The sequence below is a fragment of the Alcaligenes sp. SJTW-7 genome, from assembly GCF_047716895.1.
GTDB classification, from domain to species: domain Bacteria; phylum Pseudomonadota; class Gammaproteobacteria; order Burkholderiales; family Burkholderiaceae_B; genus Alcaligenes; species Alcaligenes ammonioxydans.
On the sequence record NZ_CP136682.1, the window covers coordinates 1,346,104 to 1,371,083 of the forward strand.

A 24,980-nucleotide genomic window follows, 5' to 3' on the forward strand; every position below is an offset into this window, starting at 1 on the left:
ACATGACAACCTTACAGAAGGATTTGTGCCAGGACTGGCAGAACGTATATCACGGTGCAGGACAGGCGATTGAGTGGGTCATGCAGGCGCGTGGCTCGTCGCAACGCCTGAATGCGCAGGCCGACAGTCTGGTGCTGGAGCTGCGCCGTGCCCGTAATACAGCCCGCAGTCTGAGCGTGGTGTCGGGGCGCCCCATGACGATTGGGTTTTTTGGTCTGTCGCAAGCGGGCAAATCCTATCTGATTTCCAGCCTTGCCGCGGGGGGCAACGGACGCCTGGAAACCCGTTACGGTGGTGAAACCATCGACTTCTTGCGCCACGTGAACCCACCGGGAGGCGGTAAAGAAGCCACGGGTCTGGTGACGCGTTTCAGCCGTAATGCGAGCCCAGGTCCCGAGGCCTACCCTGTCGAACTGCAGATTTTTTCTGAGGTCGATATGGTGAAAATCCTGGTCAACAGTTATTTCAATGACTTTGACAAGGAGCAGGTCGGTTATACCTTTGCTCCTGATCGTATCAAGGCCTTGATCGACTCGCTCAAAGGCCGCGCGGGCCTCACCGATACCGGCTTTAGCGCCGATGATGCCGTGTCCTTGTGGGATTACGTGCGCGGCAGTTTTGGCAATTCCACCCGCTTGCTCGATAGTGTTTATTGGCCCGAGCTCATTAATCTGGCCCCCGCTTTGCGTCTGGAAGATCGGGCACAGCTGTTCTCCATCTTGTGGGGTGAACAGGCTGAGTTGAGTGAACTTTATATCGGCCTGGCTAAAGTGCTGCAGGCCCTGGGCCATCCCAGCAAGGTGTATGCACCCTTGACCGCCCTGATCCGTCGCGAAGGCGATGGCTTTGTGCAGCAGGACAGCATCATGAACGTGGATGTGCTCGAATCCTTGGGCAGTCCCGCCGAGAAAAGCCTGAGCGTTTTGCCCGTGCGCGAGCACGATGGCCAGACCGTTGTTGCTGCCCAGGCGGTGGACGTGCCCTTGGCCCATCTGGCCGCGCTGACCGTTGAGCTGACCTTTCCCTTGATCGGTGAAACCCAGGCCAGCGGTGTGGACAAGGTAGACCTGCTGGATTTTCCCGGTTACCGCGGTCGCCTGAACATTCGCTCGGTGCAGGAGGCCGGTGCCGCGTCGGAGAGCAGCGGTGGCAATCCTGCCTCGCAGCTGATTCTGCGCGGCAAGGTGGCCTATCTGTTTGAGCGCTATACCGACCAGCAGGAGATGAACGGCCTTGTCATGTGTACGGCCTCGGACAAGCAAAGTGATGTCAAGGACGTGGAACCCGTGCTGACACGGTGGGTGCATCGCACTCAGGGGGCCACACCGCAGGAGCGCCAGAACCGCAAAGTGGGCCTGATGTGGGCCATTACCATGTTTGACAAACGTATTGGCGCCTCCCTGATTCAGGATGATGCTCAGGTGCGTGACAGCTGGGATGGCTTGATGAAGATGAGCTTCAAGGAGCGTTTTGGCCACTGCGAATGGTTGCAGCAATGGCGTCCCGATCAGCCGTTTTCCAACACCTTCCTGGTGCGCAAGCCCGGCATGCCCACGCCGTTTATCGATCTGGATACAGAGAGCCGGGAGCTCTCCATTACCGCCTCTGTGGCCGAGAAAATGGGGCGCATGCGCGGCAGCTTTATTGAGAACCCGCTGCTGGCGCAGCAACTGAGTGATCCAGCCCAGGCCTGGGATGCCATGCTCGCCTTGAACGATGGTGGCATGCAGCGTTTGCGCGCTTATGTGGCCCAGATCGGCGGCCTGGATTTCAAGCTGATGCGCCTGCAAGAGCAGTTTCGCAGTTTGCATGACAACCTGGTCAAGAAGTCCCTGTATTCCTGGTACAGCCAGGATGGCGATCAGCAATCGGTAGTCAAAGAGGCGCTGGCCAAACAGTTCCGTGAAGAATTGCCTGCCTATCGTGCCCTTGTGGGCGAACTGCTGGCGGCCTTGCACCTGTCGCAAGACACCTTGCGAGATCTGTTCTTGAGCCTGGGTTCCAGCAAGAGTGAGCCCGATGAACCGGGCGTGTTGGTTCAGGAGCAGCCTTTCGAGCAGCAGTATGCCGATCTGGTTTATCGCAGTTGGGTCAGTCAGTTGCGTGACCTTCCTGCCAGCCGCACCAATCAGAATGTGTTGCGCATGCCGGTCGATTTGCTCGCCAGCCTGGTGGAGGAGTTGATTGTGGCCTCGGATCGTTGGGCCTTGCGCGACAAGCTGCTGGCCGCGCTGACCAAGCGTCGTCAAAGCGGTGTGCGGCGCGAGCGCCTGGCTGATCGTCAGGTCTGCAATGTGTCCATGACGATCAGCGAGTTTGTGACCTGGTTCTACCTGAAAGGCGGCACCGAGGATTTCTTCAAGACCCCCAGGACGTTTGCCCCCGATGGCATGCCGGCACTGCCCGCCCAGCCCCAGGATCACGGTGCTCTCTTTTTTGAGCAATGGCTGGCCGCTTTGGCGCACACCACCTTGCATAACGCGGGTTATGAGGGCGGGCGCGAACTGAGCCTGGAGCAAAATCAGGCCTTGGGCCGCATTTTGGACTGTTTTACCGATAAGAGCGTGGCATGAAATTAAGATTTAGTTTGCAGGCGTTGGAGCCTGCTGTTCCGGGCCGCGCTCGTTTGTATGTGCGTGATCTGGATGATGAGCTGGAGCTGGGGGACTATGCGATCGCCATTCAGCGCAGCCAAAACAGTTATTACCTGCATTCGGCACAAAGCTGGGATGCTTCTTTGCGTTGGTTGCCGCAACAAGGCTGGACCGAGCATGAAGAGGGGATTGCGGTTCTGCTGAACGCCGACATTGTGGATTCGCTGCTGGCCAATGCCAGCGATGCGTATCAGATCACCTTGGCGGATAGTGGTGGTGAAGAGTTGGGTCGCAGCCCGCTGAAACTGGACAAGGCCATCTTGCCTTCTACTGCGGGTGGCCATGCCCAGGCAATGGAACTGACCATGCCGGTAGCCGCTGCACCCGAAACACCCGCGCCCGAGCCTGTTGTGGAAACGCCTCCTGTGGTTGAGACGGTGGCTCCTCCAGCGCCGGAACCCGTCAAGGTGGAGATGCCTGCCCCCAACGTGGACACGGTGGCTCCTGTCGAGCCTCCCGCCAAAAAAGGTGGCATGGCCAAATGGATTGTTCTGCTCGTCCTTTTGCTGACTTTGCTGGGCGCAGCCGCCTACTGGTTCTACAGCCAGTCCGCCAAGGACGACAGCCCGGCGGCCCCCGAGGCACCCGAGCCCAAGCCCGCCGTGGTGAAGACTGACAACTGCACCATGGACAAGCTGGCAGATCGGCCTGGGCTGCAGTTCGTGCAAGAGTGTGTCAAGGAAAGCAAAACGTCCGAGCAGTGGCTGGCTGTGATTGAGGAAGTCAAAAAGGCGGGGCAATGCGACGTCGCCCAACGCCTGTATGTGAACAAGGCACAGTCTGGTGATGTGAAGATTGCCCTGGCCTATGCCCGTGAATATGATCCCCAGGATCACCCGGCGCATGCCTGCTTTGGCAAGCCCAATCCGGCTACCGCTGCGTACTGGTATGAAACCGTCTTGCTGTCCGATCCCGATAATGCGCACGCCAAGGCCCGCTTTCAGGAGCTGAGCCAATGATGATCCGTCCGCTGGTTCGATTCAGTTTGCTTGCTGCGCTCTTGTTGGGGGCAGGCCAGGCACAGGCGGCCGCCCCCTTGCTGCAAGAGGGTAAAAAGACGCTTTATCAACGCGTCCTGACCACGCCTTCCTGCCGTCTGTTTTCTTCGGCAACGGATCAACAGGGCAAGCCAGTTCCCGCCTTTAGCCGTTTTTATATTTATCAGCGCATCGAGCAGGCCGGGGCAGAGCGCTTGCAGGTGGGCCCGGACAGCCAGGGCAAAACCGTGGGCTGGCTGGACAAGGCCTGCACGGTGGACTGGAAAATGCAGTTGACCCTGGCCTTTACCAACCCGGCCAACCGTGACCGCATGTTGTTTTTCCAGGAGCGCACCTTGCTGGAAAAAGTCCTGGACACGCCTGACCCGGCAACCCTGGTGGCTCCTATCCGTCAGGCGCTGCGTAAAGACGCGCAGGCCGAGGGTGTGCTGGCCCAGGAACCTGAGTATTTTGTGGATGTGCAAGAGCAGTTCTACCTGTTGCCCGTTTTGAGTGGCGAAGAGGTGATGACTGAAAACGGTTTCCGTACGCGTTTGCTCAATGTGGCCTCGGTCAGCAAACAGACAGCCGATCAGAACGAGCCGGACGCCGCCAAGAACGAGCCGCAGCCGGATCAGGATGCCCTTCGCACGTCCCAGATCAAGGGCTTTAGTGCGGCAGTCGTTTTTGTGATTGACTCCACCATTTCCATGGACCCCTACATTGAACGTACCCGCGAGGCGGTACGCAAGGTCTATAGCAAGGTGGAAGAGCAGGGCCTGTCAGAGCAGGTCAAGTTCGGGTTGATCGCGTTTCGCTCCAATCTGGACGCGGCGCCGGGCATTGAGTATCTGACGCGCATGTATGCAGATCCCAATACCGTCACCAGCAGTGAAGACTTCCTGGCTAAAGTGGCCGATCTGAAGCAGGCCAAGGTCTCGACGGTTGCCTATGACGAAGACGCCTACGCCGGGGTGCTCGAAGCCCTGGACAAGGTGAACTGGAATGATTTTGGCGCGCGCTACGTGGTGCTGATTACCGACGCCGGGGCGCTGGAAGGCAATAACACGTACTCCTCGACCGGCCTGGATGCGCCGCAACTGCGTATTGAAGCGGCCAAGCCGGGGGTGGCGATCTACACCCTGCATCTGAAGACGCCCTCGGGCAAGAACAACCACGCCAAAGCCGAAGACCAGTACCGCGAGCTGTCCACGTATGGGGGCACGCAGACTTCGCTGTACTACCCCGTCAATGCCGGTGATGTGAACCAGTTTGGCAAGATGGTCGATAACCTGGCCACGGCGCTGACGGAGCAGGTCAAAGTGGCCTATCAGGGCGGAGATGCCATTGGCAGCGCGGCCCGCGCCGAGGAAACGGGCGATAGCACGACTGACCAGATGCTCTCGGACGCCGAGTTGATCGGCCATGCCATGCGCCTGGCCTATCTGGGTAAGACAACCGGCACCACCGCGCCCGAGGTATTTCATGCCTGGATCAGCGATCGTGACCTGGTGCGCCAGAACATTCCCACAACGGATGTCCGTGTTCTGTTGACCAAAGCCCAGTTGAGTGATCTGAGCGCTGTGGTTAAACAGATTCTGGAGGCGGCCAACGAAGGCATGATTTCGCCTACCGACATGTTTAACCGCTTGCGTTCCGTGGCCGCCGCCATGGGGGCGGACCCCAGCACCTTGAAGCAGGAAAAGGGCACCAAGCTCGCCGAGCTGGGCCTGATGAGCGAGTATCTGGACGACTTGCCCTACCAAAGCGCGGTACTGAGTCTGGACGAAGATACCTGGAGCAGTTGGGATGCCCTGAGCCAGGAGAAATTCATTCGTGATCTGGGCATCAAGTTGCGCCATTACGAGCGTTACAACGCGGATGCGGATCGCTGGGTGTCATTGGCCGAAGGGGCAGATGCGCGGGATGACGTGTATCCCGTGCCGTTGGAGATGATGCCCTGACATGCTCCGCATTCAGCAGTTAGAGGTTTCCAGGGGGCAAGGCCCCCGGGCTTTTCGTGTGCAATTGCCTGCGCTCGCTCTGGAAGCGGGGCAGATCGTGGCCGTGACCGGCGTCAGCGGATGCGGCAAAAGCACCTTGCTGGAGACCCTGGGACTGTTGCTCAAGCCCAAACAGGTCAAAGCGTTTCGTTTGGGCAGGCAGGCCATGGATATCAAGGCCTTGTATGCCGATGGTCGTGAATCCGAGTTGGCGCAATGGCGTGCCAGGAACCTGGGCTTTGTGCTGCAAAATGGTGGTCTGCTGCCCTACCTGTCGGTCTGGGAAAACATGGTTCTGCCACGGCGCTTGTTAGGCATGCCGATCAAGGCCGATCATCTGGATGCCGCGATTGCCACCCTGAAGCTGGGGCGGCTGCTGAATCTGTACCCCTCTGCCTTATCGATTGGAGAGCGCCAGCGAGTTGCTTTTTCGCGCGCGATTGCCCACGCTCCCGGCCTGGTGCTGGCCGATGAGCCTACCGCAGCCCTGGACCCCGAAACCGCTCATGATGTGTTCCAGCTGTTTTTCAGCCTGGCCAGGGAGCTGGATCTGGCGGTTTTGCTGGTCTCGCATGATTGGGACAGTCTGAGCCAGTTCGCCATTCCGCGCCTGCAAGCCAGATTGGAGCCCGGTTTGAGTGTTTTCCTTCCTCAGGGGGATGCGACATGCTGCTAAGCGTGTGTCGACTGGCCTGGGCTGACTTGCGCTTTGACTGGCGCATCTCTTTTTGCATGGTTGCGGCCATGGTCGCCGTGGTCGCGCCTTTGCTGCTGCTCTTCGGTCTGAAGCACGGAGTTGTCACTCAATTGCAGCAAGCGTTGCTGCATGATCCGCGCAATCTGGAAGTAAAGATGCTGAGCAGCGGCAGCTTTGATCAGGCCTGGCTGGACCGGCTGCGACAGATGCCCGGTGTGGCATACGCCGTGGGCATGACGCGTTCGCTGAACACGCAGGCGGATCTGCGCCTGGACCGACGTCGTTTTCTGGAAAACGTTGAAGTGCTGGCCAGTGCGCAGGGCGATCCTTTGTTGCAGACCCAGGCTCGTGATCTGTCCCCCCAGGAAATCATTCTGACGCAGGAGGCTGCGCGCCGATTGAACTGGCAGGCGGGCGAGTTGGTTCATATTCGTGTTGACCGTCGTCTGGACGGGCAGCGCGAGCAGGGCGATAAAGCCATGACCGTGGTGGATGTGCTGGCTGAACATCGCTATTCGCGTCCTGCCGTGTTCGTGGCCCCGGAAACCCTACTGGCCCTGGAATACGCTCGCGATGGTTTTCAAGTGCCCGATTTTGCCCTGTTCAGCGGCAAACCCCTGGCCGCTGATATGCCCGTGCTGTATGCCCGCGCCCGGGTCTATGCCAGCACGATCGATCAGGTCGGGGCGGTGGCCAAGGGGCTGGAACAGCAGGGTATTCCGGTGGCCAGCCGGTATGCCGACATTGAAAACGTTCGCGCCATCAATCGTGTGCTGAGCCTGATTTTTGGCGTGATTGCTCTGACGGCCATGGTGGGCTGCGCGGCCTCGTTGGGCGGTGCCTTTCTGGCTAATGTGGATCGCAAACGTAAAGATCTGGCGGTCCTGCGGCTGCTGGGTATTGATAGTGGCGGTGTCATTCGTTATGTGCTGATTCAGGCACTGGTACTGAGCCTGATCGCCTATGCCCTGGGGCTGGGCCTCTATGGCCTGGGCAGTGCTTTATTTAATCAATTACTAGTGGGAGATGGCCTCCAGACGGACTTCGTATGTCGTATCACCCCGGCCCATGCCTTGTACGCCTTATTGATGGTGGCGAGCCTGGCCTGTGTGGTGGCGGCGATCGGAGCCTGGCGTGCCGTTCGCGTTCAACCTGCGGAGAGTCTGCGTGAAATGTAAATTGTGGTTCAGTGCGGCGACGGCGCTGCTGGGTATGAGCGCGCTTGCTCAGGCGGCACCTTGGGAGGAGAAGTACTACAACCCCAAACCTGCCGAAGGCGATGTGGTGTTGCCCATGCCCTGTGAGGGTGCCATGGTGTTTCGCCGTGTCGCGGTGCCGGTGGCCGGCCCTCTGGATGATATGCGTGTGGTGGTGGGGCAGGAAGCGCAAGAATGGGGTTATATCGAACACAAACGCCCTGACTTTATTGCGGGCAGTTTTACCGATGGCAAGACCGGTTCATCGCGCTACTACCTGATGGCCAAGTATGAGCTGAACAAATTGCAGTACCAGTCTCTGACAGAAGCCACCTGCCCGACACCCAAAAATACCTTGGTGGTGCCGCAGACCGAAATCAGCTGGATGGACGCGATCCGTGTGTCCGACCTGTACAACCAGTGGTTGCGCGACAATGCCGCCGACAAGCTGCCCAAAGAAGACGGCTTGGCTGGGTTTGTGCGTCTGCCAACGGAAATCGAGTGGGAATACGCGGCCCGTGGTGGCTCGTCCTTGTCTTCGGCCGAGTTCCGTGACGTGCGCTATCCCATGCCTGAAGGCATGAACGACTACGAGTGGTATGCCGGGTCGCAGTCGTCCAATGGGGCGGTTCAGCTAATGGGGCGGCTCAAGCCCAATCCGCTGGGGCTGCACGACATCTTGGGCAATGTGGACGAGATGATTCTGGAGCCGTTTCGCTTGAACAAGCTGGATCGTCAGCATGGTCAGGCAGGCGGCTTTGTGGTGCGGGGCGGCAATTTCCTGTCCAAGCCCGAAGCCTTGCGCGCTTCGGCGCGCAAGGAATTAGCCTATTACGGCTCCAAAGGGCCTACCCAGGCCAAAACGACGGGTATGCGGCTGGCTCTGGTGTCAATTGCCCTGACTTCGCGCGACCGGGTGCAGGCCATTGAAAAGAGCTGGCAGGCCTTGGGGACCGAGCAAGGCGCTGTCAACCCGGATGCGCCGGCACAAGAGTCCGCCGTGCAGCGTTTGGGCTCCCTGGCCAGCAGTCTGGAGGACGACACGCTCAAGACGCAGCTCAAGCAGCTGGAAGGGGATTTGCGCGCTGCCAATTTGCGACAGGAGGAAATGCGCGACCAAGCCATTCGCGCCAATCTGGAGCTGGGCTCTTTTCTGTGCACCAAACTTAAAGACGACGTCTTGTTCGTGGAGCTGCTGCAACGAAATTACGAGGCGCTGTGTCAGGCCAGCCCGGACGACAAACAATGTGTCAGCCGCAAATTGAAGCTGGATGAACAGCACGATCGTGTTGCGAAACTGGCGCGTTATTACGCCAGCAACTTGATTGACGCCTCGTCCCTGTACGGGCTCACCTTGCTGGAAAAACAGGTGCCGGTCGCACGCCAGATGATGGAACAGAACAAGAGCCTCAGCGCCCTGAAACCTTATCTGGACGTGCACTGGAAGAATCAAAAAGACTATTTGAAAACAGATTCGATTGATATCAGTGCCTGGAAGAACAACTGCAAATCGATTCCCAACTCGTAAAGAGCGGGTCAATAAAAAATAGACGTACTTCAATTGGAAGAGGAAGTTATGCAACACGTGCGCCGTTTTACCCCTAGAACCTTACTGGGCAGTCTGATGCTGGGTGTGGCTTTGCTTTCGGGCTGTGCCAGCACGGGCAGTAGTTTGCTCAGTGGTGCTCAGGCCGATGATCGTCTCACCAGTGGTCAGGATGCCAAATTCTTCAGCCGCTCTGGCTTTCAGGCCTGCGCCGGCGCGGCGGCGGTGGGCGTGCTGGCTTGCATGCTGTCGAACTCCAGCAACAAGGCGGCTTGCGCGATTATCGCGGGCGTGGCGGCCTGCGGGGTCGCCATGGGGACCAACTACTATCTGGATCAGCGTCGCACCGAATACGCCAATACCACGGAGCGTCTGGCCGCCATGCAACGTGACGTCGAGGCCGATACTGCCAATATTCTTGAGCGAACCCGTACGGCCCAGCAGGTGATTGCTGACGATAAAAGGCAGATTGCCGACATTGAAAAGCACATGAAGGCCAAGACGATGGAGAAAAAACAGGCTGAAAAGCAACTGGCCCGTATTGATAAGAATATCGAGGTTCTCAATCGCGATCTGAAAAACATGACTGAAAAAGTCAGCCTATATCGGGATGTGGCCGATGCGGAGCGCAAGGACGGAGGCAAGAAGGCGGAAGTCCAGCGTCTGGATCGTCAGATTGACGAGATGAATGTCAAAGTGGCCGTGCTGCAAAAAGAAGTGGACGACCTGTATTCCATGCGTTCTGCAGTGACCTTGGGTTAAAAGGGATTTTTCATGCGAGTATTTCTACGTTGGTCACCCGTTGCGGCCAGTCTTGTGCTGGCAGGTTGCGCCACCACCATGAGCGAGTGTGATCCGTCGGATCAAAACGCCGGTTTCCTGACCAAGATCAGTTGCGACACCTCGGGCGCCTATCGCCAGCACATTGACACGCGTGAGCAAAGTTTGCTGAGCGCGCAGCAAGCCAATGCGCTGTTTCATCAGGTCTACAAGGATATTCAGGCTCAGCAAAGCTTGAGCAACGCCAGTCTGGCCCGGCAGCGTCAGGCCCAGACTGCGCTGAACCGTTCCATGGGGCAGTTGTTGCGTAGTTTGCAGGCCAGTAAAGGTCAGCAAGCCGGCTTGCTGAATCAGCTCAAGGATCTGGATAAAGGGCTCAAGGACGTAAACCGTTCCACCGAAGACAACAGCCCGGCCGCGATAGCCCAAAAGCAGCAGCAGTTGCAACAGCTGCAAAAAGATGTCAGCCGCCTGCAGTCCAGTTTGGGATACGACGAGTAAAGGCCTATGCAGCGCGTCATACTTGATTCGGTGGGGCCCTCCGGGGCCTATCGTCAGCATCAGCTTGCGCTGGATATCCTGAAGCGTCAGGATGAACCCCTGACGCATCTGTTTTCCATTTATCAGGCCGATGGTTCGCAGACGACGGCCTGGTGGACGGGCCTGCAGGGCCAGGCTGTGGCCAAAAGCAGTTTGCCGGCTGCTCAGCAACAGGCACTGGACGCGCGTTATCAGCAAGCGTTGGACCGGATTGAGCTGTTGATTCGCCAGTTGCACGATCAGGGGGCGAGCCAAGATGCGCAGGCGCTACAAGCCCTGCTGCAAGACGGGGCGGCCCAAGGGGCGATCTACAGCGTAGGCGGCAAGCCGTTGCTGGTGATGAGCGAGAATCCGGCGCTGTCGCCCGAACCTTTGTTCGCGTCTGCCCGACGTCGGATGGCCGGAGCAGCGGCCGTGCCGCCGGGTCCACCGGCGACAGCGGCTCTTGGGGCTGGCGCGGCTGTCATGGGGGAGCCTGCTGCCAAGGCTCGCCCGCTTCTGTGGTTTCTGTTGGCCGCGCTACTGGCCCTCCTGCTGGCTCTGCTATTGTCCTGGTGGTTCAAGTGGCCTGCCAGCTGGTGGGACAGGAGTGGGATGCCCGTGGCCCCGCCCGCAGTGGTCAAGCCAGCGCCTGCGGTGCAGGAGCCTGTCCTGCCCCCGGTTGTGCCTGCTCAAGAGCCGTTGGCGCCGGTCCCCGAACCGCCCAAGGTCGAGCCTGTGGTACCGGAGGCGCCCGTGCCTGAGCCATCGCCTGCGCCCAAACCCCAGCCCGATCCCAAGCCTGCCCCCAAGGTGTCATCAGACCCTAATTTTGTGTGTGCGCACGATGATAAGGGCCAGGTGCTCAAACCCGAGGTCTACCTTATTTTTGATACGTCCATGTCCATGCTGTTGAGCGTGGATGCCAAGATTCAGGACGAGGAGTGGTTTTTCAGCCAGGACTTGAGCGATATGGGTTCCTGGAGCGATTACGCGACCCAACGGGCTAAAACCCTGTTTGAAGGGACGTCGCGCATCAAGGCGGCGCGCAGCGCTTTCTCCAGCATGGTGGACAGTTTGCCCGCGGGGCAGGACCTGCATTTGATAACCTTCGCGCAGCAGTGCGCCGCACCCAATTACCAGGGCCGCTTTACGACGGCTCAGCGGGGACGGTTGAAAAACCTGATTCAGACTATCGAGGCCAAGGACAGCACCAATCTGGTTCATTCCCTGAATCTGGCGGCCAGTCGGGTGGATGGCGTTAAACGGGATGCTTTGATTGTCTTGTTTGTTGATGGCAATGACGGTTGCGAGCAGGATATTTGCGCTGTGTCCCGCAGTATTGCACGCGCCAAGCCGCGCTTGCGGATCAATGTGGTGGATATCACCGGTCAAGGCCTGTCCGCCTGTGCGGCTACGGCGACGGGCGGTGTCACGCTGGCTCCCAAGCAAGCGGGTCAGATTGCCCAGGCCTTGCGCGATGCTACAACCGACTTTGTGAAGCGTGCCGAACAGGCTTGCCAGTAAACCCCCGGCATGTGGCTGGGCCTGAATCAGCCTGGATTGCCCCAGGCTGATTTGCTTCTGGACAGCCAGAAAAAGACAGGGTGACAATAAGGGGGTCGCTGAACGACGCATAGACTGTGCACATGCCTGTATCTCCCTCTCGCCCCGATTCGCCTGAACGTCGTCTGCGTCGCATGAAACGCGGCGCCCTGGCTTTGCTGGGCCTGACGATCAGCCTGTTCCTGCTCAGTCACGCCATGATTGGCCGGGGCGAGGCTGCGCCGGTTGCTGGACTGTGGCCTTGGCTGCGTGCCTTTAGTGAAGCGGCCACGGTGGGCGCGCTGGCTGACTGGTTTGCCGTCGTGGCCTTGTTCCGGCATCCCCTGGGCCTGCCTTTTCCGCATACGGCCATTATTCCCAATAAGAAAAACAGTCTGGGGGAAAGTCTGGGCGTATTTGTGCGCGACCACTTTCTGGATTCGGCGATGTTGTTGGAGAAACTGCGCAGTCTGGACCCGGCGGCTCGCCTGGGGCAGTGGCTGTCGCAACCTGAGCAAAGCGAACGTGTGAGCCGTGCTTTGCAAACGGCCCTGGGCGAGGCCCTGCGTTTACTGGACGAGCGTAGCGTCAAACAGGCCCTGACCGATGGGGTGCGCAGCTATCTGATGCGGGTGGATATGGCGGGGACCAGCTCCCAGATTCTGGGCTTGCTGACGCGTAATGCCCGGCATCAGCGCCTGCTCGATGAGGTCTTGCAGCAATTGGGTACTTATTTGTCCAATGAAGCCGTCAAGCAACGCGTGGCGGCTGTGCTTGTGCGTTACGCTCAGCGCGAATGGCCCAAACTGTTGGCGATGGTGGGCGTGGTGACCTCCGTGGACGAATTGTCAGGCAAGATGGCCGACCGTTTGGCGCGTGCGCTGGTGGACGAGGTACACACAATTTTGAGTGAACCCGAGCATCCCTTGCGTAAGGATTATGAGCAGTGGGTGCTCGATTATATTCAGCGCCTGGGCCAGGACCCTGAGCTCAGAGAACAGGTCGAAGCCATCAAGCAGCGGTTTTTGCATCACAAAGAGGTGGGCGAATACATCGATGGCATCTGGACTGATGTCATGCGTGTGCTGCGCAGCGATCTTGCCAGACCGGACTCCTCGGTTGCCGCCCATTTGCGGCAGGTGGCTCAGGACCTTGGCGCCCGCCTGAATACCGACGCCACGTTGCGGGCCACCTTGAATGAGCATATGTTGTCGGCGGCGGCCGGGCTGGCCGAGCAGTTGCGCGAAGGGGCCAAGGATCATATTTCGCGCACCGTTCGTCAGTGGGATGACAGGCAACTGGTGCGCGAGCTGGAACTGACGGTGGGTACCGATCTGCAATACATCCGCTTTAACGGCACGGTCGTAGGTGGCCTGGTGGGCGTGGGCCTGCACGCCATCCTGCTGTTGGGGCTGGTCTGACAATAGCAGTCAGAGTGGTGCCCGGCGAAGATGCAAACCGTGCCCGGCGAACGAACATGTTCGTCGCTGCCAGTCAGAATGTGTTCAGATCTCAGGTCGGAGCGGGCCAGGGCGTAAGCGGGTGGGGCAGCGAGCCGCTGGGGCCTTTGCCACCCAGCCCTTCACTCAGGCCACTTTCAGCAAGGGGACGGGCTTCTGGGTAGCATTTGGGTCGGGCACGTAAGTCGAGCGGTTCGTCATGCCGGTATTGAGCAATTGAATCGACAGTTTCAGCTCCTTGGCCTGGCGGCTCAGTTCGTTGACGGTCTCGCCCAGGTTGCGAGCCAGATCCGCGTTGTCGTTGATGTCGCTGTCCATGGTGGATACGGCATCGTTGATTTGCGCCAAACCGTTGGCTTGCTCGTTGGAGGCGGTGGAGATTTCGCTGATCAGATGGGTGACATCTGAGACGGATTGCATGATCTCGTCCATGGTGGAACCTGCCCGCTTGGCGTGATGCGCCCCGGTCGCCATGCGTTTGAGCGAATCCTCCACCAGGTTTTTGATTTCCCCGGCGGCTTGGGCACTTTTTTGCGCCAGACTGCGCACTTCACCGGCCACCACGGCAAAGCCCTTGCCTGCCTCACCCGCGCGGGCCGATTCTACAGCGGCATTCAGGGCCAGGATATTCGTTTGAAAAGCCAGTCCTTCAATAATCGACACAATATCGCCAATACGCTCAGAGCTGTTGTGTATGTCCTGCATGGTGCTGACCATGTCCTGAACCACTTCACCACCTCGCCGTGCGGTAGACAGGCTCTGGTCGGCCAATTGATTGGCCAGACGGGCATTGTCCGCGGTCTGCTGCACATTCATGGTCAACTGCTCCATATTGGCGGCGGTGCGCTGTAAGGAGCCCGACTGAGCGGCGGTACGATGGGAAAGCTGGCGATTGCCCTCTTCAATCTGTGTGGACACATCCAAAGAGGCCTGGATGCCTTGATGCACGTCGCAAGCCAGACCCAGCAGGCTTTTGCGCATCATGTCCATGTAGAAATAGAGCTGTGCGATTTCCTGGCTGCGGGTGTGCTGGGGGTTCAGATCGATCAACAGGTTGCCGGTGGCAATTTGCTGGGCGATATGGGTGGCGCTGTGCAGGGGCTGCATCATGCGCTGGGTGACCATCCAGCCGTAGGCCAAGGTTACCAGGCTGACCAGCCCCAGACTGCTCAGCCCGACAGTCAGATACGTGCCGGATGCGCCACTGCCCACCAGCAAGCCGGCGCTCAAACTTACAAGTGCCGTGGTCAGAAACCCAAATCGCAACAAGCTGGCACGCAGGCTGCGATTCAAGGGTTGGAGCAGGGTGTTCAGAACCGAGCGCCAGCCTCTGGCCTGCAATTGACCTTCGTGTAAACGAAAACCGCGCAATCCTTGTTGCTGGATGGAGTGGTACAGATACTCCGCTTCTTTGATGTCCTTGGCTTGGGCACGTACCCGAACCGAGGCGTAGCCGCTGACGCGGCCGTTTTCAAATAAAGGAATGACGCGGGCTTTGACCCAGTAAAAGCCGCCGTCTTTGCGGCGGTTCTTGATCAGCCCCGACCAGGATCGTTGTTGTTTGAGTGTCTGCCATAAATCCTGAAAAATCACGGCCGGCATGTGGGGGTGGCGCACAATATTGTGGTGTGCTCCGATCAGCTCGTCGTGGCTGTAGCCGCTCACCTCGATAAAGGCGGGATTGGCATAGACGATGCGCCCTTTCAGGTCGGTCTTGGAGATTAAATAGGTTTTTTCGGGTACCTGTGTTTCATGAGAGGTAATGGCTTGGTTTTCACGCATGATCTGGCCCTGTTAAAGACGTAGGCGGAAAAGGACAGATCATTATGTTGCATATCGACTTAATTTTGTTACTTAGTATTTGTATTAAAGTCTAAATGTGTCACCGTGATGACGAAGAAAAACCGGTTCAAAAAGCGTGATCTGATCTCTATAAGCAGTTGATTTTATTAATTATTGTTTTTTTGCTGGTCTGGCGGTAAAAAACCGACCCCAGATTAAATGTTTTGTCTAGCTGTCAGTAGTATCAGGATCGGCAAGGGGGCTGCCGATCCTGAAGGGCCTGCTTAGCGACGAATCGCTTCAAGTCTGGCGTTCGCCGTTTTGGCGCTGTGAGCCTGGAAGGCCGGTGTGTTCTGGTAGGACAGCACCTGCACGGTAGAGGCTTGACTCAACTGAGCCAGGGCCGCCGGGGCACCCTGGGCCGATTCCACCGAGCCCGTATTCAAAGCCTTGATTGCATCGGCCAGCTCGGACGCTTCCGAGGCCAGGTCGCTCATGGTATTGCCCAGATCCTGCACCAGGGCGGCGTTTTGCTGGGTGACACCATCCATTTTGGCCATGGCCTCATTGATCTGGTCCAGGCCACTGGCCTGCTCGATCGAGGCGGTCGAGATTTCGCCAATGATGTCCGTGACACGTTTGACCGAATCGACGACCTCGCCCATGGTGGCGCCGGCGCGGGCCGCCTGTTCGGCCCCGATGGCCATGCGGCTGACAGAGGCGTCGATCAGGTTCTTGATTTCTCCGGCAGCTTGCGAGCTCTTTTGAGCCAGGCTACGTACTTCACCGGCCACGACCGCAAACCCGCGTCCCGCTTCGCCGGCGCGAGCCGATTCCACCGCTGCGTTCAACGCCAGGATATTGGTCTGAAAGGCAATGCCTTCAATAACAGTGACGATATCGCCAATGCGACGTGAACTGTCGTGAATGCCTTGCATGGTTTGCACCACTTCGTTCACCACAGCGCCGCCACGTTGGGCAATCTGCATACTGGCATCGGCCAGTTGGCTGGCTTGATTGGCATTGTCGGCGTTCTGGCGCACCGTCACGGTCAGCTCTTCCATGCTGGCGGCGGTTTCCTGCAAGGAGGCGGCCTGATCTTCAGTGCGGGAGGCCAGATTGGTATTGTTCACCTCTAGGATGCGGGCGGCATGAATCGAGGCGTCAATTCCGGCTCGGGCATCGCTGGCAATGCCCACCAGACTTTTGCGCATCAGGTCCAGGCAGAAGTAGAGCTGACCAATTTCCGAATTGCTTTCGCTGGAGCTGACATCAATGTCCAGTTGCAGATTGCCGGTGGCAATTTGCTGGGCGATCAGCGAGGCCTGATCCAGGGGGCGGATGACGCGCTGGGCAATCAGCCAGCCGTAGCCCATCATGACCGCACTGGCCAGACACAAGCCACCGGTCAGCCACAGGCCCGAGCCTTGGGGAACCCCTCCCGTCAGGGCGAAGTACAGCGCAGTTCCGGTGGTGGCCAGCGCCAGTGTGCCCATACGGAACAGGCTGGCCCGCAGGGAGTTGCTAAATGGGCGGCGCAACTGGCTCAAGGCCTTTCGCCAGCCGGTCGGCACAGCACGACCTTCATGCAAGCGCACGCCGTGGGCACGTCCCTCATTGATGGCGGTGTACAGGCGCTCAGCCTCGTCAATTTGTTCCTGGCTGGGTTTGACCCGGACCGAGGCATAGCCGGCTACCGTGCCATTTTCATAAATGGGCACCGCCATGGCGTAGACCCAGTAAAAGCCACCATCCTTGCGTCGGTTCTTGACCACCCCCATCCAGGGGCGCTTGTTTTGCAAGGTGTCCCAGAAATCCTGAAACGCCTCGGGCGGCATGTCGGGGTGGCGGACAAGATTGTGCGCCTTGCCGATCAGCTCTTCCCGGGTGAAGCCGCTGATGGCGATAAAGGCCGCGTTCGCGTAGGTGATCCGTCCTTTCAGATCGGTTTTTGAAATAAGGTACTGATCGGCCCGGACGCGAACCTCGTCCTGGGTAATGGGGAAATTCTTACGCATTCATCATCCTGGAGGGGAGCAACAAAGGGGACGCGAGGGGCCGTCAAGCCCGCAGGGGCCATGCAAAAAAAGCAAAGGTTTCTACGCCCGGTTACTGACTGCTCTGAACTGTCAGAAACCTTCTATTTTTGCGAATGGCGGAGCAGAACAAAGCGTGAAACTGTTGACTGATCCGGCCTTTGACTGAGCGCTTGCTTGTCATTTATGGCAAACACATACAGTTCAAACGCTTAACGGCTGCCAAACAAAATTCTTTAGGCTTAGATGTTCATGGATCATAATTTGATCATCTGAAAATAATGTACGGACTGTATTGCGTGGCGTACGTGCTCGCTCCGAGGTGGGGGCGGCTCAGGGCTCGCTTATAATCGGCCACACGCGCATGGGCGAGATTCAGAAGGAGAATATGTGATCGATACGCAGGAACCTGTAGTCAGCGCTGAGCTGGTCGCTGTGTTAGTCGCTGTCAGCGACGGCGAGCCCCGTGTCTTGACCACGGATGGCGGGCAGGCCTTGCCCGCCGGGCCGTTTCAGCATACGCATCGCTCTTTGCAAACGGGGCTGCGCGATTGGGTGGAAACGCAAACCCATCACCCGGTAGGGTATGTGGAGCAGCTTTATACCTTTGCAGATCGCGATCGTTTTGACGCTCAGGGAACGCGTATCGTGTCAGTCAGCTATGTGGGGCTGACGCGGGAAGTGGGTCAGCCGGATGTGGCTCAGGTGATCTGGCAGGATTGTTATCGTTACTTTCCGTGGGAGGACTGGCGTGAGGGTACTCCTTCGATTATTCAGCAGACCATCGTGCCGGCCTTGTTGACGTGGTGCGAGCAGGACGAGTCCTTGCGTGCATTACGACGTCAGCGCGTCAATTACAGCTTTGGGCTGGAGGGCGCCATCTGGAACGAAGATTTTGTCTTGCAGCGCTACGAGCTGCTGTACGAAGCGGGCCTGTTACCCGAATCCTGTCGCCGTCGCCAGCAGGAGCAGCAAGCGCAGGGCAAGCAGGATGCCTTGGGACTGGGCATGCGCCACGACCATCGCCGGATTCTGGCTACGGGTCTGGCGCGCCTACGCGCCAAAATCAAATATCGCCCCGTGGTGTTTGAGCTGATGCCCCCGGAGTTCACCTTGCTGCAATTGCAGCAGGCGGTCGAAGCGCTGGCTGGCCGTGGCCTGCACAAGCAGAATTTCCGCCGCTTGATTGAGCAGCAGGCATTGGTCGAGGAAACCGGCGCGATGAGCATGGGCGGCTCGGGGCGGCCTGCCAAGCTGTTCCGCTTTCGGGGTGACGTGTTGTTTGAGCGGGCTATCTCGGGTAGCAAGTTGCCCTTGGCGAAACAGGCGCGTTAAAAACTGGGCCTATGGCTTGACAGTGCTTATGCTCAGGAATAGCATAAATGCACCGTGCCATTAGGCCTTATTTTTTAGCGATTTAAATACTCATAATGAGCATAATTAATGCCCCTGCGCCGGCTGCGCAAGCTGCGCAGACACGCGCGCACCGTATTCCTTCCCTGCCCGACGTGATGCTTGAGCCTCTGGTGCGCGCCACCTTGCAGGAAGATCTGGGTCGTGCGGGTGATCTGACAACGGACGCCATTGTGCCTGCCGACTCTCGTACGCAAATGCGCCTGGTAGCCCGCGAACAAGGCGTGTTGGCTGGTCTGGATCTGGCTCGTCTGGCGTTTACCTTGCTGGACCCTACGCTGCGCTTTGAGGCCCAGCTTCAAGATGGGGATGACCTGATGCCGGGTGCCCAGATCGCCGTCATCAGTGGCTCGGCCCGCTCCATGCTGACGGCAGAGCGTAGCGCATTGAATTTTCTGGGGCATTTAAGTGGCGTGGCATCGGCAACGGCCTCCATCGCCCGGGCCATTGCGCCTTACGGCACCCAGGTTACCTGCACCCGCAAAACCATGCCCGGCCTGCGCGCAGTGCAGAAATATGCGGTGCGCGTGGGCGGTGGCAGCAACCATCGCTTTGGTCTGGATGATGCGGTGCTGATCAAAGACAACCACATCGCTGTGGCCGGGGGCGTGAAAGCGGCCGTGGAAGCGGCTCGCGCCTATATCGGCCATCTGGTGTGCATCGAGGTGGAAGTCGATACCCTGGAGCAGCTCGATGAAGTGCTGGAGCTAGGGGTGGACAGCATTCTTTTGGACAATATGGATATTGCGACCTTGAGCGAGGCTGTGGCCCGCGTTGGTGGCCGCGCCAAGACCGAAGCCTCGGGTCGTATCACGCCCGAGACCGCGGTGGAAATTGCCCGCTGTGGCGTGGATCGGATCGCGGTGGGTTGGATTACACACAGCGCCCGTGTGCTCGATATTGGTCTGGATGCTTGAGTAACAAGGTGCTGGCGGTCATGGCGGGTTTTCAGGTGAGCAAGCGGGTGGCAGCGGCCGCCTTGCTGGGGGTGGTGGCGTGGGGCGCAAGCCCCTTGACGGGGCGGGCCAGCGAGGTAGCAGTCGCCCAGACTGCAAAGTATCCCCTCAGACCCATTACCGTGATCGTGACCTTTCCGCCGGGTGGGGGAACCGATTTGCTGGCTCGCAAGTTGGGCCCCCGTCTGGAAAAAGCCCTGGGCCAGCCGGTCATCATCGACAATCGGCCCGGGGCCAGTGGCAATATTGGTGCGCGTGCCGTGGCTTATGCCCGTGCCGATGGGCATACCTTGCTGATGGCCAACAGTTCCTTTGCCATCAATCCAGGTGTGTTCCGCAACCTGGGTTTCAAGCCTAAAGAAGACTTCGCACCCATTGCCAATATAGGCTTTGTGCCCTCCGTCATTGTGACCGGGAGCGGCTCGGATATTCAGAGTCTGCAGCAAGTCCTGCTGCAGCAGTCCGAACCGGCGTTGGCCTATGCGTCATGTGGCAATGGCACCCCGCAGCACCTGGCCGGAGAAATGCTCTACGATCTGCGTGGTGCGGCCTTATTGCATATCCCTTACCGAGGCTGCGGCCCGGCCTTGAACGATGTGGTCGCCGGGCAGGTGCCGATTGGCATCGTCACCTTGTCCAGCGCAGCTACCTTGATCGAATCCGGACATCTGCGCGCTCTGGCGGTCACCTCTGCCCAGCGCAGTCCGGTACTGCCTGATGTGCCGACGGTGGCTGAAGTGAGCAAGACAGGGTTTGAACTGGATCAGTGGCATGGCTTGCTGGCTCCTTCCCACACCCCCGAACCCATCATCACTACGCTGAATCGTGTCGTGCAAAAAGCCTTGACGGACCCCGCCCTGCAGGCGGAATTGCTGGCATTGGGTTATACGCCGCAAGAAGGAAACGAGTCTGCCCGGCCCAGCGGCTTCAAGGCCATGATCTGGAACGATATCGACCGGTTCGGGGCCCTGTCGTCCAAAATAGGCTTGCAGGTGGATTGATGCGGCAGCGGTGTGGCCTTGAGTGCGAGGCCGTTTTTTCAGGTGCGGATCGCCCCTTGCCCGCGCATGCACGCAGAGTCAGAATCAGGCAGCCGTTTCAGGCTGCCTGGCTGAGGCTAAACATCGTCGGGGCACAGAAAGAGGGCTCGAGCAGCGTGTCAGCGACGTAGGCGGAACGCGGAAAACGGCCTGCAGGTGGTTAAAAGAAGCTGTCTTCCTCAGGCGTTTCAGGAACAGGCTGGGTGGCAAACCAGTGTTTCTCCAACAGCAGCGTATGCGTCAAACCGTCCTTGCTGCAGTGAGAGTCAATCTCGATCTGGCCGCGCTGGCTGCCACCTTCATTGAAGTTGTCGGCCTCGACTTCGGCAGCGGCCATATACGCCTGTAGGTTCAGCTCAGGCTGACCACGATCCAGCACAAACTGACGAATGGCTTCCGCGCCTAACTCATTGAGGGTATAGGTGTAGTTCATGGCGTGCTCCTGATTATGGCTAATGATAATACGGGCCCCTACGCGTGAATCCTAGCATGCTCAGTCTCAACAACGGATAGCAAAGCGTTACCGGTTTTGGATAAAAAAACAGCGATGTGCGAGGGGCACACCGCTGTGGACAAGGCCATTTTAGGCAGACGGTTTAAAAGCTGCCAAAAATCGTACCCAGCGTAATCACGGTTATCAGCGCCACAATAGGGGCTGCCATCGTCACCATGGCAATATTGCCGTAGGACTGGCGGTGGTTCAGCTTGCAGATGGACAACAAGGTGATGATGGCCCCGCAATGGGGCAGGGTGTCCAGGCCACCTGCGGCCATCACGGCGACACGGTGCAGCAATTCGGGGCTGATGCCGGCTTGTTGAGCCATGGCCAGATAGTCCGGGCCCAGGGTCTGCAAGGCAATGCTCAAGCCGCCCGAGGATGAGCCGGTAATACCGGCCAGCGTGGTCATGGCGACTGCCTCGGAAATCAGTGGATTGCCCGGTGCCACGTTCAGTACAAAGTCCCGAATAATCGCAAAGCCTGCCAGGCTGGCAATGACCGCACCGTAACCAACTTCAGAGGCGGTATTGAACAAGGGCAGCATAAAACCGAATACCCCTTTGTTGATGCTTTCGCGCAGGTTTTTCCAATGCCCCAGACGGCTGATGATCAAGACCAGAATGGCCGTGATCAACGCAATAATCAGCGCCCACAGACCGGTAATTTTGGCCGGGTCCAGCTGAGGGAAACGCTCGGCCATGAACCCGAAGTTTGTGTCGGGGAAAATGCCATAGGTGAACAGGGCATTGACGCCGATCACCAGAATCAAAGGCAGCAAAGCCAGGAAGATGGGCATGGGTTTCTCACCTTCCGTGCTATCGGGGGTGCTGGCGTCGAACTTATCCTGCCCATGATCCCCGTAGGTCTCGCCTTGGGCAATGGCCTTGCGAGCCCGTGACTGCAGCCACCACAAGCCACCGAAGGCCATGATCAAGGCACCAATAATTCCCAGTCCGGGCGCTGCAAACACGTTGGTGCCGTAGTAAGGGATAGGTATGGCGTTCTGGATGGCGGGCGTGCCGGGCAGGGCGGTCATGGTAAAGGTAAAGGAGCCCAGGGCAATGGAGGCAGGAATCAGACGCTTGGGAATGCCCGCGGCACGAAACAGATCCTTTGCAATGGGATAGATAGCAAAGGCCACGACAAACAAGGACACGCCGCCATAGGTCAGCACAGCACACACCATCACAATAGTGGCAATCGCGTGGCGATGCCCCAGCTTATGGGTGATCCACTTGGCAATGGCCTGCGCCGCTCCGGAGTCCGCCATCAACTGACCAAACAGGGCGCCCAGCAAGAAGATGGGCAGGAACTGCAGCACATAGCCGCTCAGTGCGCTCATGAAGGTGGAGGTATAGATGGGCAGCAAAAACCCGGAATCCCCCGAAAGCAGCACGGCCAAAGCGGCCATCAAGGGAGCCAGCAACAGAACCGTCACCCCCCGATAAGCAAAAAACATCAGCAGTAAAAGCGAGACAACGATAGCAAGCGTACTGGCCATAAACAAAGTTCCTGTGCAAGGTCCGGATCACGGACGTCAATAAATGAGGTGGGGTCGAACGCCAAGCAGGCAGTGTAGCAACAGGCAATGACAAAACGGCTTGATAGCGCGCAAGACGGGGACCGGGCCCCAAAGACGGAGTTGCATCGGGTTTCTTACATCTTGTTTCTTGATGATGAGAACGGGCTAGGGTTACGGGAAATGGGTAAAGCTAGTAAATACAAGGGCTTAGCGGTTTTATGGGTGGAAGACATCAAAAAAAGTAAAAAATTTCGAGAGAAGTGCTTGCCAAAAGAAGAAACCTTGCTATAATTTCTTCTTCGGCGCATTAGCTCAGCAGGTTAGAGCGACGGAATCATAATCCGCAGGTCCCCTGTTCGAATCAGGGATGCGCCACCAGAATACCCCTGTTAAATCAGGACATTAAAGCCACCCCTTGGGGTGGCTTTAATGTTTTCTGCGGCTGGGTGTCAACCAAGTGTCAACGGAGGATTGAGGTGACGGTTGCTGATGCTGACCATTTCGTGTCTTCGCCACTTGCATGCGCGTTTCGGCTTCATGTGTGGGCACGCTGCAATTGTCTCGTCGACACATCATTGACTTGGCCAAGTGCCGCTTGTCACCATTGACATCTTGAGACGGTGCCTGCCATGTCAAGGGCGGGCACGGAAGCTGCAGCCCGGCTGGCCGGGACCGGGTGAGTATCCGGCGAAGCGAATCCTTGACACACCATTGATTACCGCGCTGCCTATCGGCGAGCGTGGGGTTTGGGGGAAAAGCCTATGATGGTGAGCGCCAACAATAATTAGTCGGATGGGGACAAAGTCAGTAAAAGTAGTAAGCCGACCTAGCTACCTTGTAGATAATTCGATAAAAATTGGAATTTCTGATAGATCCGTTTGGCACCTAGCTAATAACGGTAATGATGATTTTTGATGCATTGCCTCTGCAATGGTATCTCCTACGACCATTGGGAAGTAGCGATGATCTTTGATAAAACCTGGTTCTCTGCCCCAGGTTATCGCTCCGCGAAAGGAGTCTGCTATTTGAGGATTGACCGCGGCGATGCTGCTCATAAGGGTAGGTTCAATAATTTCCCCAGTAGCTACGGTCAGCCATGCGTGCAGGTTTATTCCAGATCGATTTTGATCTCTCAGCTCGGGCAAGGAGATTCCTAATGTGCTCCATTTTTGAAAATCCTCCCAGCTTGGATTAAAAACGGTCTTATTAGATTTCCAGAGCTGACCGATCGTGAGCCACACAGGGACTTCAAGTATTTTCTCGGCATAGGGACGAATATAATGACACCACTTTAGGCACTGTCCTGCTGAACTGGAGAAATCAATAATATTAGCTGCCTCTCCAATCTTCCGAATAAAATCCCCATCAGCCCCAAGCACATCACAATTCTTCCAGTTTATTTCTGGAGTATCAAAGCCCAGCGTTCTTGTAAATAGAGCAGATTGCTCAAGTAAAACTTTATAGTCACCGATTTCATTCATGCCCTGCGGTAGAGAGGGAAAGGGCGCAACTGAACTAGGTAAGCCAAAAAATTTTAATATTTTCTTAAACATATCTTTCTCAAAAAAATTCACCAATTATGCCGTAAGCTATTGATTGTGGCTGCGCCAGCCGCTGAATGAGCGATAGGGTTGCAGCTTTTCACTATGCAACCACTCAGTCATGTGCAACGTGGATCAGCAGGACATCAATGGATTAAGTGTTCTTGCTGTATCCAGATGTTCTGGGGCAAGATGCGCATACCGCATGGTGGTCTTTAGATCCTGATGCCCCAAAATACGCTGTAAAGCGAGAATGTTACCGCCATTAATCATGAAATGGCTGGCAAACGTATGACGCAGCACATGGGTAAGCTGCCCCATCGGCAACTGAATACCGGCGCGTTCAATTGCTTCTTTGAAAGCACCAGTACAACCCGTGAAAATTGCACCCATATTCCTGTGCGCTACATGATGAGCAGAAATCTCGTCTTGCATTTCCTGGCTAATCGGTACTGCCCGCGCTTTTCCTGTCTTTGTTCGGGCAAATTGGATCAGTCGTTGTCGAACCTGTTGTGGTTGTAGTTGTTCTGCTTCACTCCAACGGGCTCCCGTAGCAAGGCAAATTCGAGACACCAGATCCACATGTGGATTGGTCGATTTTTTCAGCTCGACCAGCAGCACCGCGATTTGCTCCTTGGTCAGATAAGACAGCTCATTTTCCTGTACCTTGAACTGGCGCAAATCTTTTAGCGGATTACTTCGTTTCCAGACACCAAGCCGGATCAGCTCATTGAACATGGCCCGCATGTATGCATGCTCACGATTCACGGTGTTCAAGGAAATGCCAGGGTAATCCCCCCAATAAAGCGGTGAG

The 24,980-nt window shown here is 57.6% G+C and carries 20 protein-coding genes and 1 tRNA gene; 15 read left to right on the forward strand and 6 right to left on the reverse strand.

Going from position 1 to position 24,980, the window contains the following annotated elements; all coding sequences use genetic code 11:
* Positions 1-2 precede the first annotated feature (2 nt).
* From RSQ48_RS05960 to RSQ48_RS06005, 10 genes are all read left to right on the forward strand, one after another.
* A complete protein-coding gene (locus tag RSQ48_RS05960; RefSeq protein ID WP_415302225.1) occupies positions 3-2,573 on the forward strand; it encodes a virulence factor SrfC family protein in 2,571 nt (856 codons plus the stop codon).
* A complete protein-coding gene (locus RSQ48_RS05965; protein WP_415302226.1) occupies positions 2,570-3,613 on the forward strand; it encodes a hypothetical protein in 1,044 nt (347 codons plus the stop codon). Before RSQ48_RS05960 ends, RSQ48_RS05965 begins: the two co-directional genes overlap by 4 nt.
* Positions 3,610-5,595, forward strand: a complete 1,986-nt coding sequence (locus RSQ48_RS05970) for a vWA domain-containing protein (RefSeq protein WP_153008893.1) — start codon at positions 3,610-3,612, stop codon at positions 5,593-5,595. Before RSQ48_RS05965 ends, RSQ48_RS05970 begins: the two co-directional genes overlap by 4 nt.
* A gap of 1 nt (position 5,596) precedes the next feature.
* The gene (locus tag RSQ48_RS05975) at positions 5,597-6,310 is read left to right on the forward strand and encodes an ABC transporter ATP-binding protein (RefSeq protein WP_415302227.1); all 714 of its coding nucleotides are present in this window, start codon (positions 5,597-5,599) and stop codon (positions 6,308-6,310) included.
* Entirely contained in the window at positions 6,301-7,509 is a 1,209-nt protein-coding gene (locus tag RSQ48_RS05980; RefSeq protein WP_003804592.1) for an ABC transporter permease, read from the forward strand. Before RSQ48_RS05975 ends, RSQ48_RS05980 begins: the two co-directional genes overlap by 10 nt.
* On the forward strand, positions 7,499-9,055 hold the full coding sequence (locus tag RSQ48_RS05985; protein ID WP_415302228.1) for a formylglycine-generating enzyme family protein: 1,557 nt from the start codon (positions 7,499-7,501) through the stop codon (positions 9,053-9,055). The genes RSQ48_RS05980 and RSQ48_RS05985 overlap by 11 nt, the downstream gene beginning before the upstream one ends.
* 48 nt (positions 9,056-9,103) lie before the next feature.
* Entirely contained in the window at positions 9,104-9,835 is a 732-nt protein-coding gene (locus RSQ48_RS05990; protein ID WP_003804589.1) for a hypothetical protein, read from the forward strand.
* A 12-nt stretch (positions 9,836-9,847) separates the two neighbouring features.
* On the forward strand, positions 9,848-10,354 hold the full coding sequence (locus RSQ48_RS05995) for a hypothetical protein (protein ID WP_415302229.1): 507 nt from the start codon (positions 9,848-9,850) through the stop codon (positions 10,352-10,354).
* A 6-nt stretch (positions 10,355-10,360) separates the two neighbouring features.
* Positions 10,361-11,899, forward strand: a complete 1,539-nt coding sequence (locus tag RSQ48_RS06000) for a hypothetical protein (protein ID WP_415302230.1) — start codon at positions 10,361-10,363, stop codon at positions 11,897-11,899.
* 122 nt (positions 11,900-12,021) lie between these two features.
* Positions 12,022-13,338: a DUF445 domain-containing protein gene (locus tag RSQ48_RS06005; RefSeq protein WP_301607072.1), complete on the forward strand. Its 1,317-nt coding sequence runs from the start codon at positions 12,022-12,024 to the stop codon at positions 13,336-13,338.
* Between the two features lie 165 nt (positions 13,339-13,503).
* Here the strand turns inward: RSQ48_RS06005 and RSQ48_RS06010 are convergent, their stop codons facing one another.
* Entirely contained in the window at positions 13,504-15,159 is a 1,656-nt protein-coding gene (locus tag RSQ48_RS06010; RefSeq protein ID WP_003804583.1) for a methyl-accepting chemotaxis protein, read from the reverse strand.
* A gap of 284 nt (positions 15,160-15,443) precedes the next feature.
* A complete protein-coding gene (locus RSQ48_RS06015) occupies positions 15,444-17,177 on the reverse strand; it encodes a PAS domain-containing methyl-accepting chemotaxis protein (protein ID WP_059317883.1) in 1,734 nt (577 codons plus the stop codon).
* 408 nt (positions 17,178-17,585) lie between these two features.
* On the opposite strand from RSQ48_RS06015, the gene RSQ48_RS06020 reads away from it, so the two are divergent.
* The 3 genes from RSQ48_RS06020 (at position 17,586) to RSQ48_RS06030 (ending at position 20,565) form a co-directional block, all read left to right on the forward strand.
* Positions 17,586-18,530, forward strand: a complete 945-nt coding sequence (locus RSQ48_RS06020; RefSeq protein WP_003804578.1) for an NUDIX hydrolase — start codon at positions 17,586-17,588, stop codon at positions 18,528-18,530.
* Between the two features lie 95 nt (positions 18,531-18,625).
* Complete coding sequence (gene nadC, locus RSQ48_RS06025; protein ID WP_131071456.1) at positions 18,626-19,525, forward strand: carboxylating nicotinate-nucleotide diphosphorylase; 900 nt, start codon at positions 18,626-18,628, stop codon at positions 19,523-19,525.
* Positions 19,526-19,545: 20 nt separating this feature from the next.
* Entirely contained in the window at positions 19,546-20,565 is a 1,020-nt protein-coding gene (locus RSQ48_RS06030; RefSeq protein ID WP_059317950.1) for a tripartite tricarboxylate transporter substrate binding protein, read from the forward strand.
* 199 nt (positions 20,566-20,764) lie between these two features.
* Here RSQ48_RS06030 and RSQ48_RS06035 read toward each other — a convergent pair whose 3' ends face one another.
* Positions 20,765-21,037, reverse strand: a complete 273-nt coding sequence (locus RSQ48_RS06035; protein WP_003804572.1) for a hypothetical protein — start codon at positions 21,035-21,037, stop codon at positions 20,765-20,767.
* A gap of 163 nt (positions 21,038-21,200) precedes the next feature.
* Positions 21,201-22,604, reverse strand: coding sequence for a GntP family permease (locus RSQ48_RS06040; protein WP_003804570.1), 1,404 nt, complete (start codon positions 22,602-22,604; stop codon positions 21,201-21,203).
* A gap of 87 nt (positions 22,605-22,691) precedes the next feature.
* On the opposite strand from RSQ48_RS06040, the gene RSQ48_RS06045 reads away from it, so the two are divergent.
* Complete coding sequence (locus RSQ48_RS06045; RefSeq protein WP_003804567.1) at positions 22,692-22,916, forward strand: hypothetical protein; 225 nt, start codon at positions 22,692-22,694, stop codon at positions 22,914-22,916.
* A 10-nt stretch (positions 22,917-22,926) separates the two neighbouring features.
* Positions 22,927-23,003 (forward strand) — tRNA-Met (locus RSQ48_RS06050).
* 452 nt (positions 23,004-23,455) lie between these two features.
* Here RSQ48_RS06050 and RSQ48_RS06055 read toward each other — a convergent pair.
* The gene (locus tag RSQ48_RS06055) at positions 23,456-24,178 is read right to left on the reverse strand and encodes a hypothetical protein (RefSeq protein WP_415302231.1); all 723 of its coding nucleotides are present in this window, start codon (positions 24,176-24,178) and stop codon (positions 23,456-23,458) included.
* Between the two features lie 123 nt (positions 24,179-24,301).
* A complete protein-coding gene (locus RSQ48_RS06060) occupies positions 24,302-24,934 on the reverse strand; it encodes a tyrosine-type recombinase/integrase (RefSeq protein ID WP_415302353.1) in 633 nt (210 codons plus the stop codon).
* Between the last annotated feature and the right edge of the window lie 46 nt (positions 24,935-24,980).

Bases quoted from the DNA above. Each gene is read 5' to 3' on its own strand.
- RSQ48_RS06000 (WP_415302230.1), top strand. From the start codon at position 10,361: ATGCAGCGCGTCATACTTGATTCGGTGGGGCCCTCCGGGGCCTATCGT.
- RSQ48_RS06010 (WP_003804583.1), bottom strand. From the start codon at position 15,159: ATGCGTGAAAACCAAGCCATTACCTCTCATGAAACACAGGTACCCGAA.
- RSQ48_RS06005 (WP_301607072.1), top strand. From the start codon at position 12,022: ATGCCTGTATCTCCCTCTCGCCCCGATTCGCCTGAACGTCGTCTGCGT.
- RSQ48_RS05965 (WP_415302226.1), top strand. From the start codon at position 2,570: ATGAAATTAAGATTTAGTTTGCAGGCGTTGGAGCCTGCTGTTCCGGGC.
- RSQ48_RS05990 (WP_003804589.1), top strand. From the start codon at position 9,104: ATGCAACACGTGCGCCGTTTTACCCCTAGAACCTTACTGGGCAGTCTG.
- RSQ48_RS05995 (WP_415302229.1), top strand. From the start codon at position 9,848: ATGCGAGTATTTCTACGTTGGTCACCCGTTGCGGCCAGTCTTGTGCTG.
- nadC (WP_131071456.1), top strand. From the start codon at position 18,626: ATGAGCATAATTAATGCCCCTGCGCCGGCTGCGCAAGCTGCGCAGACA.
- RSQ48_RS06045 (WP_003804567.1), top strand. From the start codon at position 22,692: ATGACAAAACGGCTTGATAGCGCGCAAGACGGGGACCGGGCCCCAAAG.
- RSQ48_RS05960 (WP_415302225.1), top strand. From the start codon at position 3: ATGACAACCTTACAGAAGGATTTGTGCCAGGACTGGCAGAACGTATAT.
- RSQ48_RS06030 (WP_059317950.1), top strand. From the start codon at position 19,546: ATGGCGGGTTTTCAGGTGAGCAAGCGGGTGGCAGCGGCCGCCTTGCTG.
- RSQ48_RS06040 (WP_003804570.1), bottom strand. From the start codon at position 22,604: ATGGCCAGTACGCTTGCTATCGTTGTCTCGCTTTTACTGCTGATGTTT.
- RSQ48_RS06035 (WP_003804572.1), bottom strand. From the start codon at position 21,037: ATGAACTACACCTATACCCTCAATGAGTTAGGCGCGGAAGCCATTCGT.
- RSQ48_RS05970 (WP_153008893.1), top strand. From the start codon at position 3,610: ATGATGATCCGTCCGCTGGTTCGATTCAGTTTGCTTGCTGCGCTCTTG.
- RSQ48_RS06055 (WP_415302231.1), bottom strand. From the start codon at position 24,178: ATGTTTAAGAAAATATTAAAATTTTTTGGCTTACCTAGTTCAGTTGCG.
- RSQ48_RS05980 (WP_003804592.1), top strand. From the start codon at position 6,301: ATGCTGCTAAGCGTGTGTCGACTGGCCTGGGCTGACTTGCGCTTTGAC.
- RSQ48_RS06015 (WP_059317883.1), bottom strand. From the start codon at position 17,177: ATGCGTAAGAATTTCCCCATTACCCAGGACGAGGTTCGCGTCCGGGCC.
- RSQ48_RS05975 (WP_415302227.1), top strand. From the start codon at position 5,597: ATGCTCCGCATTCAGCAGTTAGAGGTTTCCAGGGGGCAAGGCCCCCGG.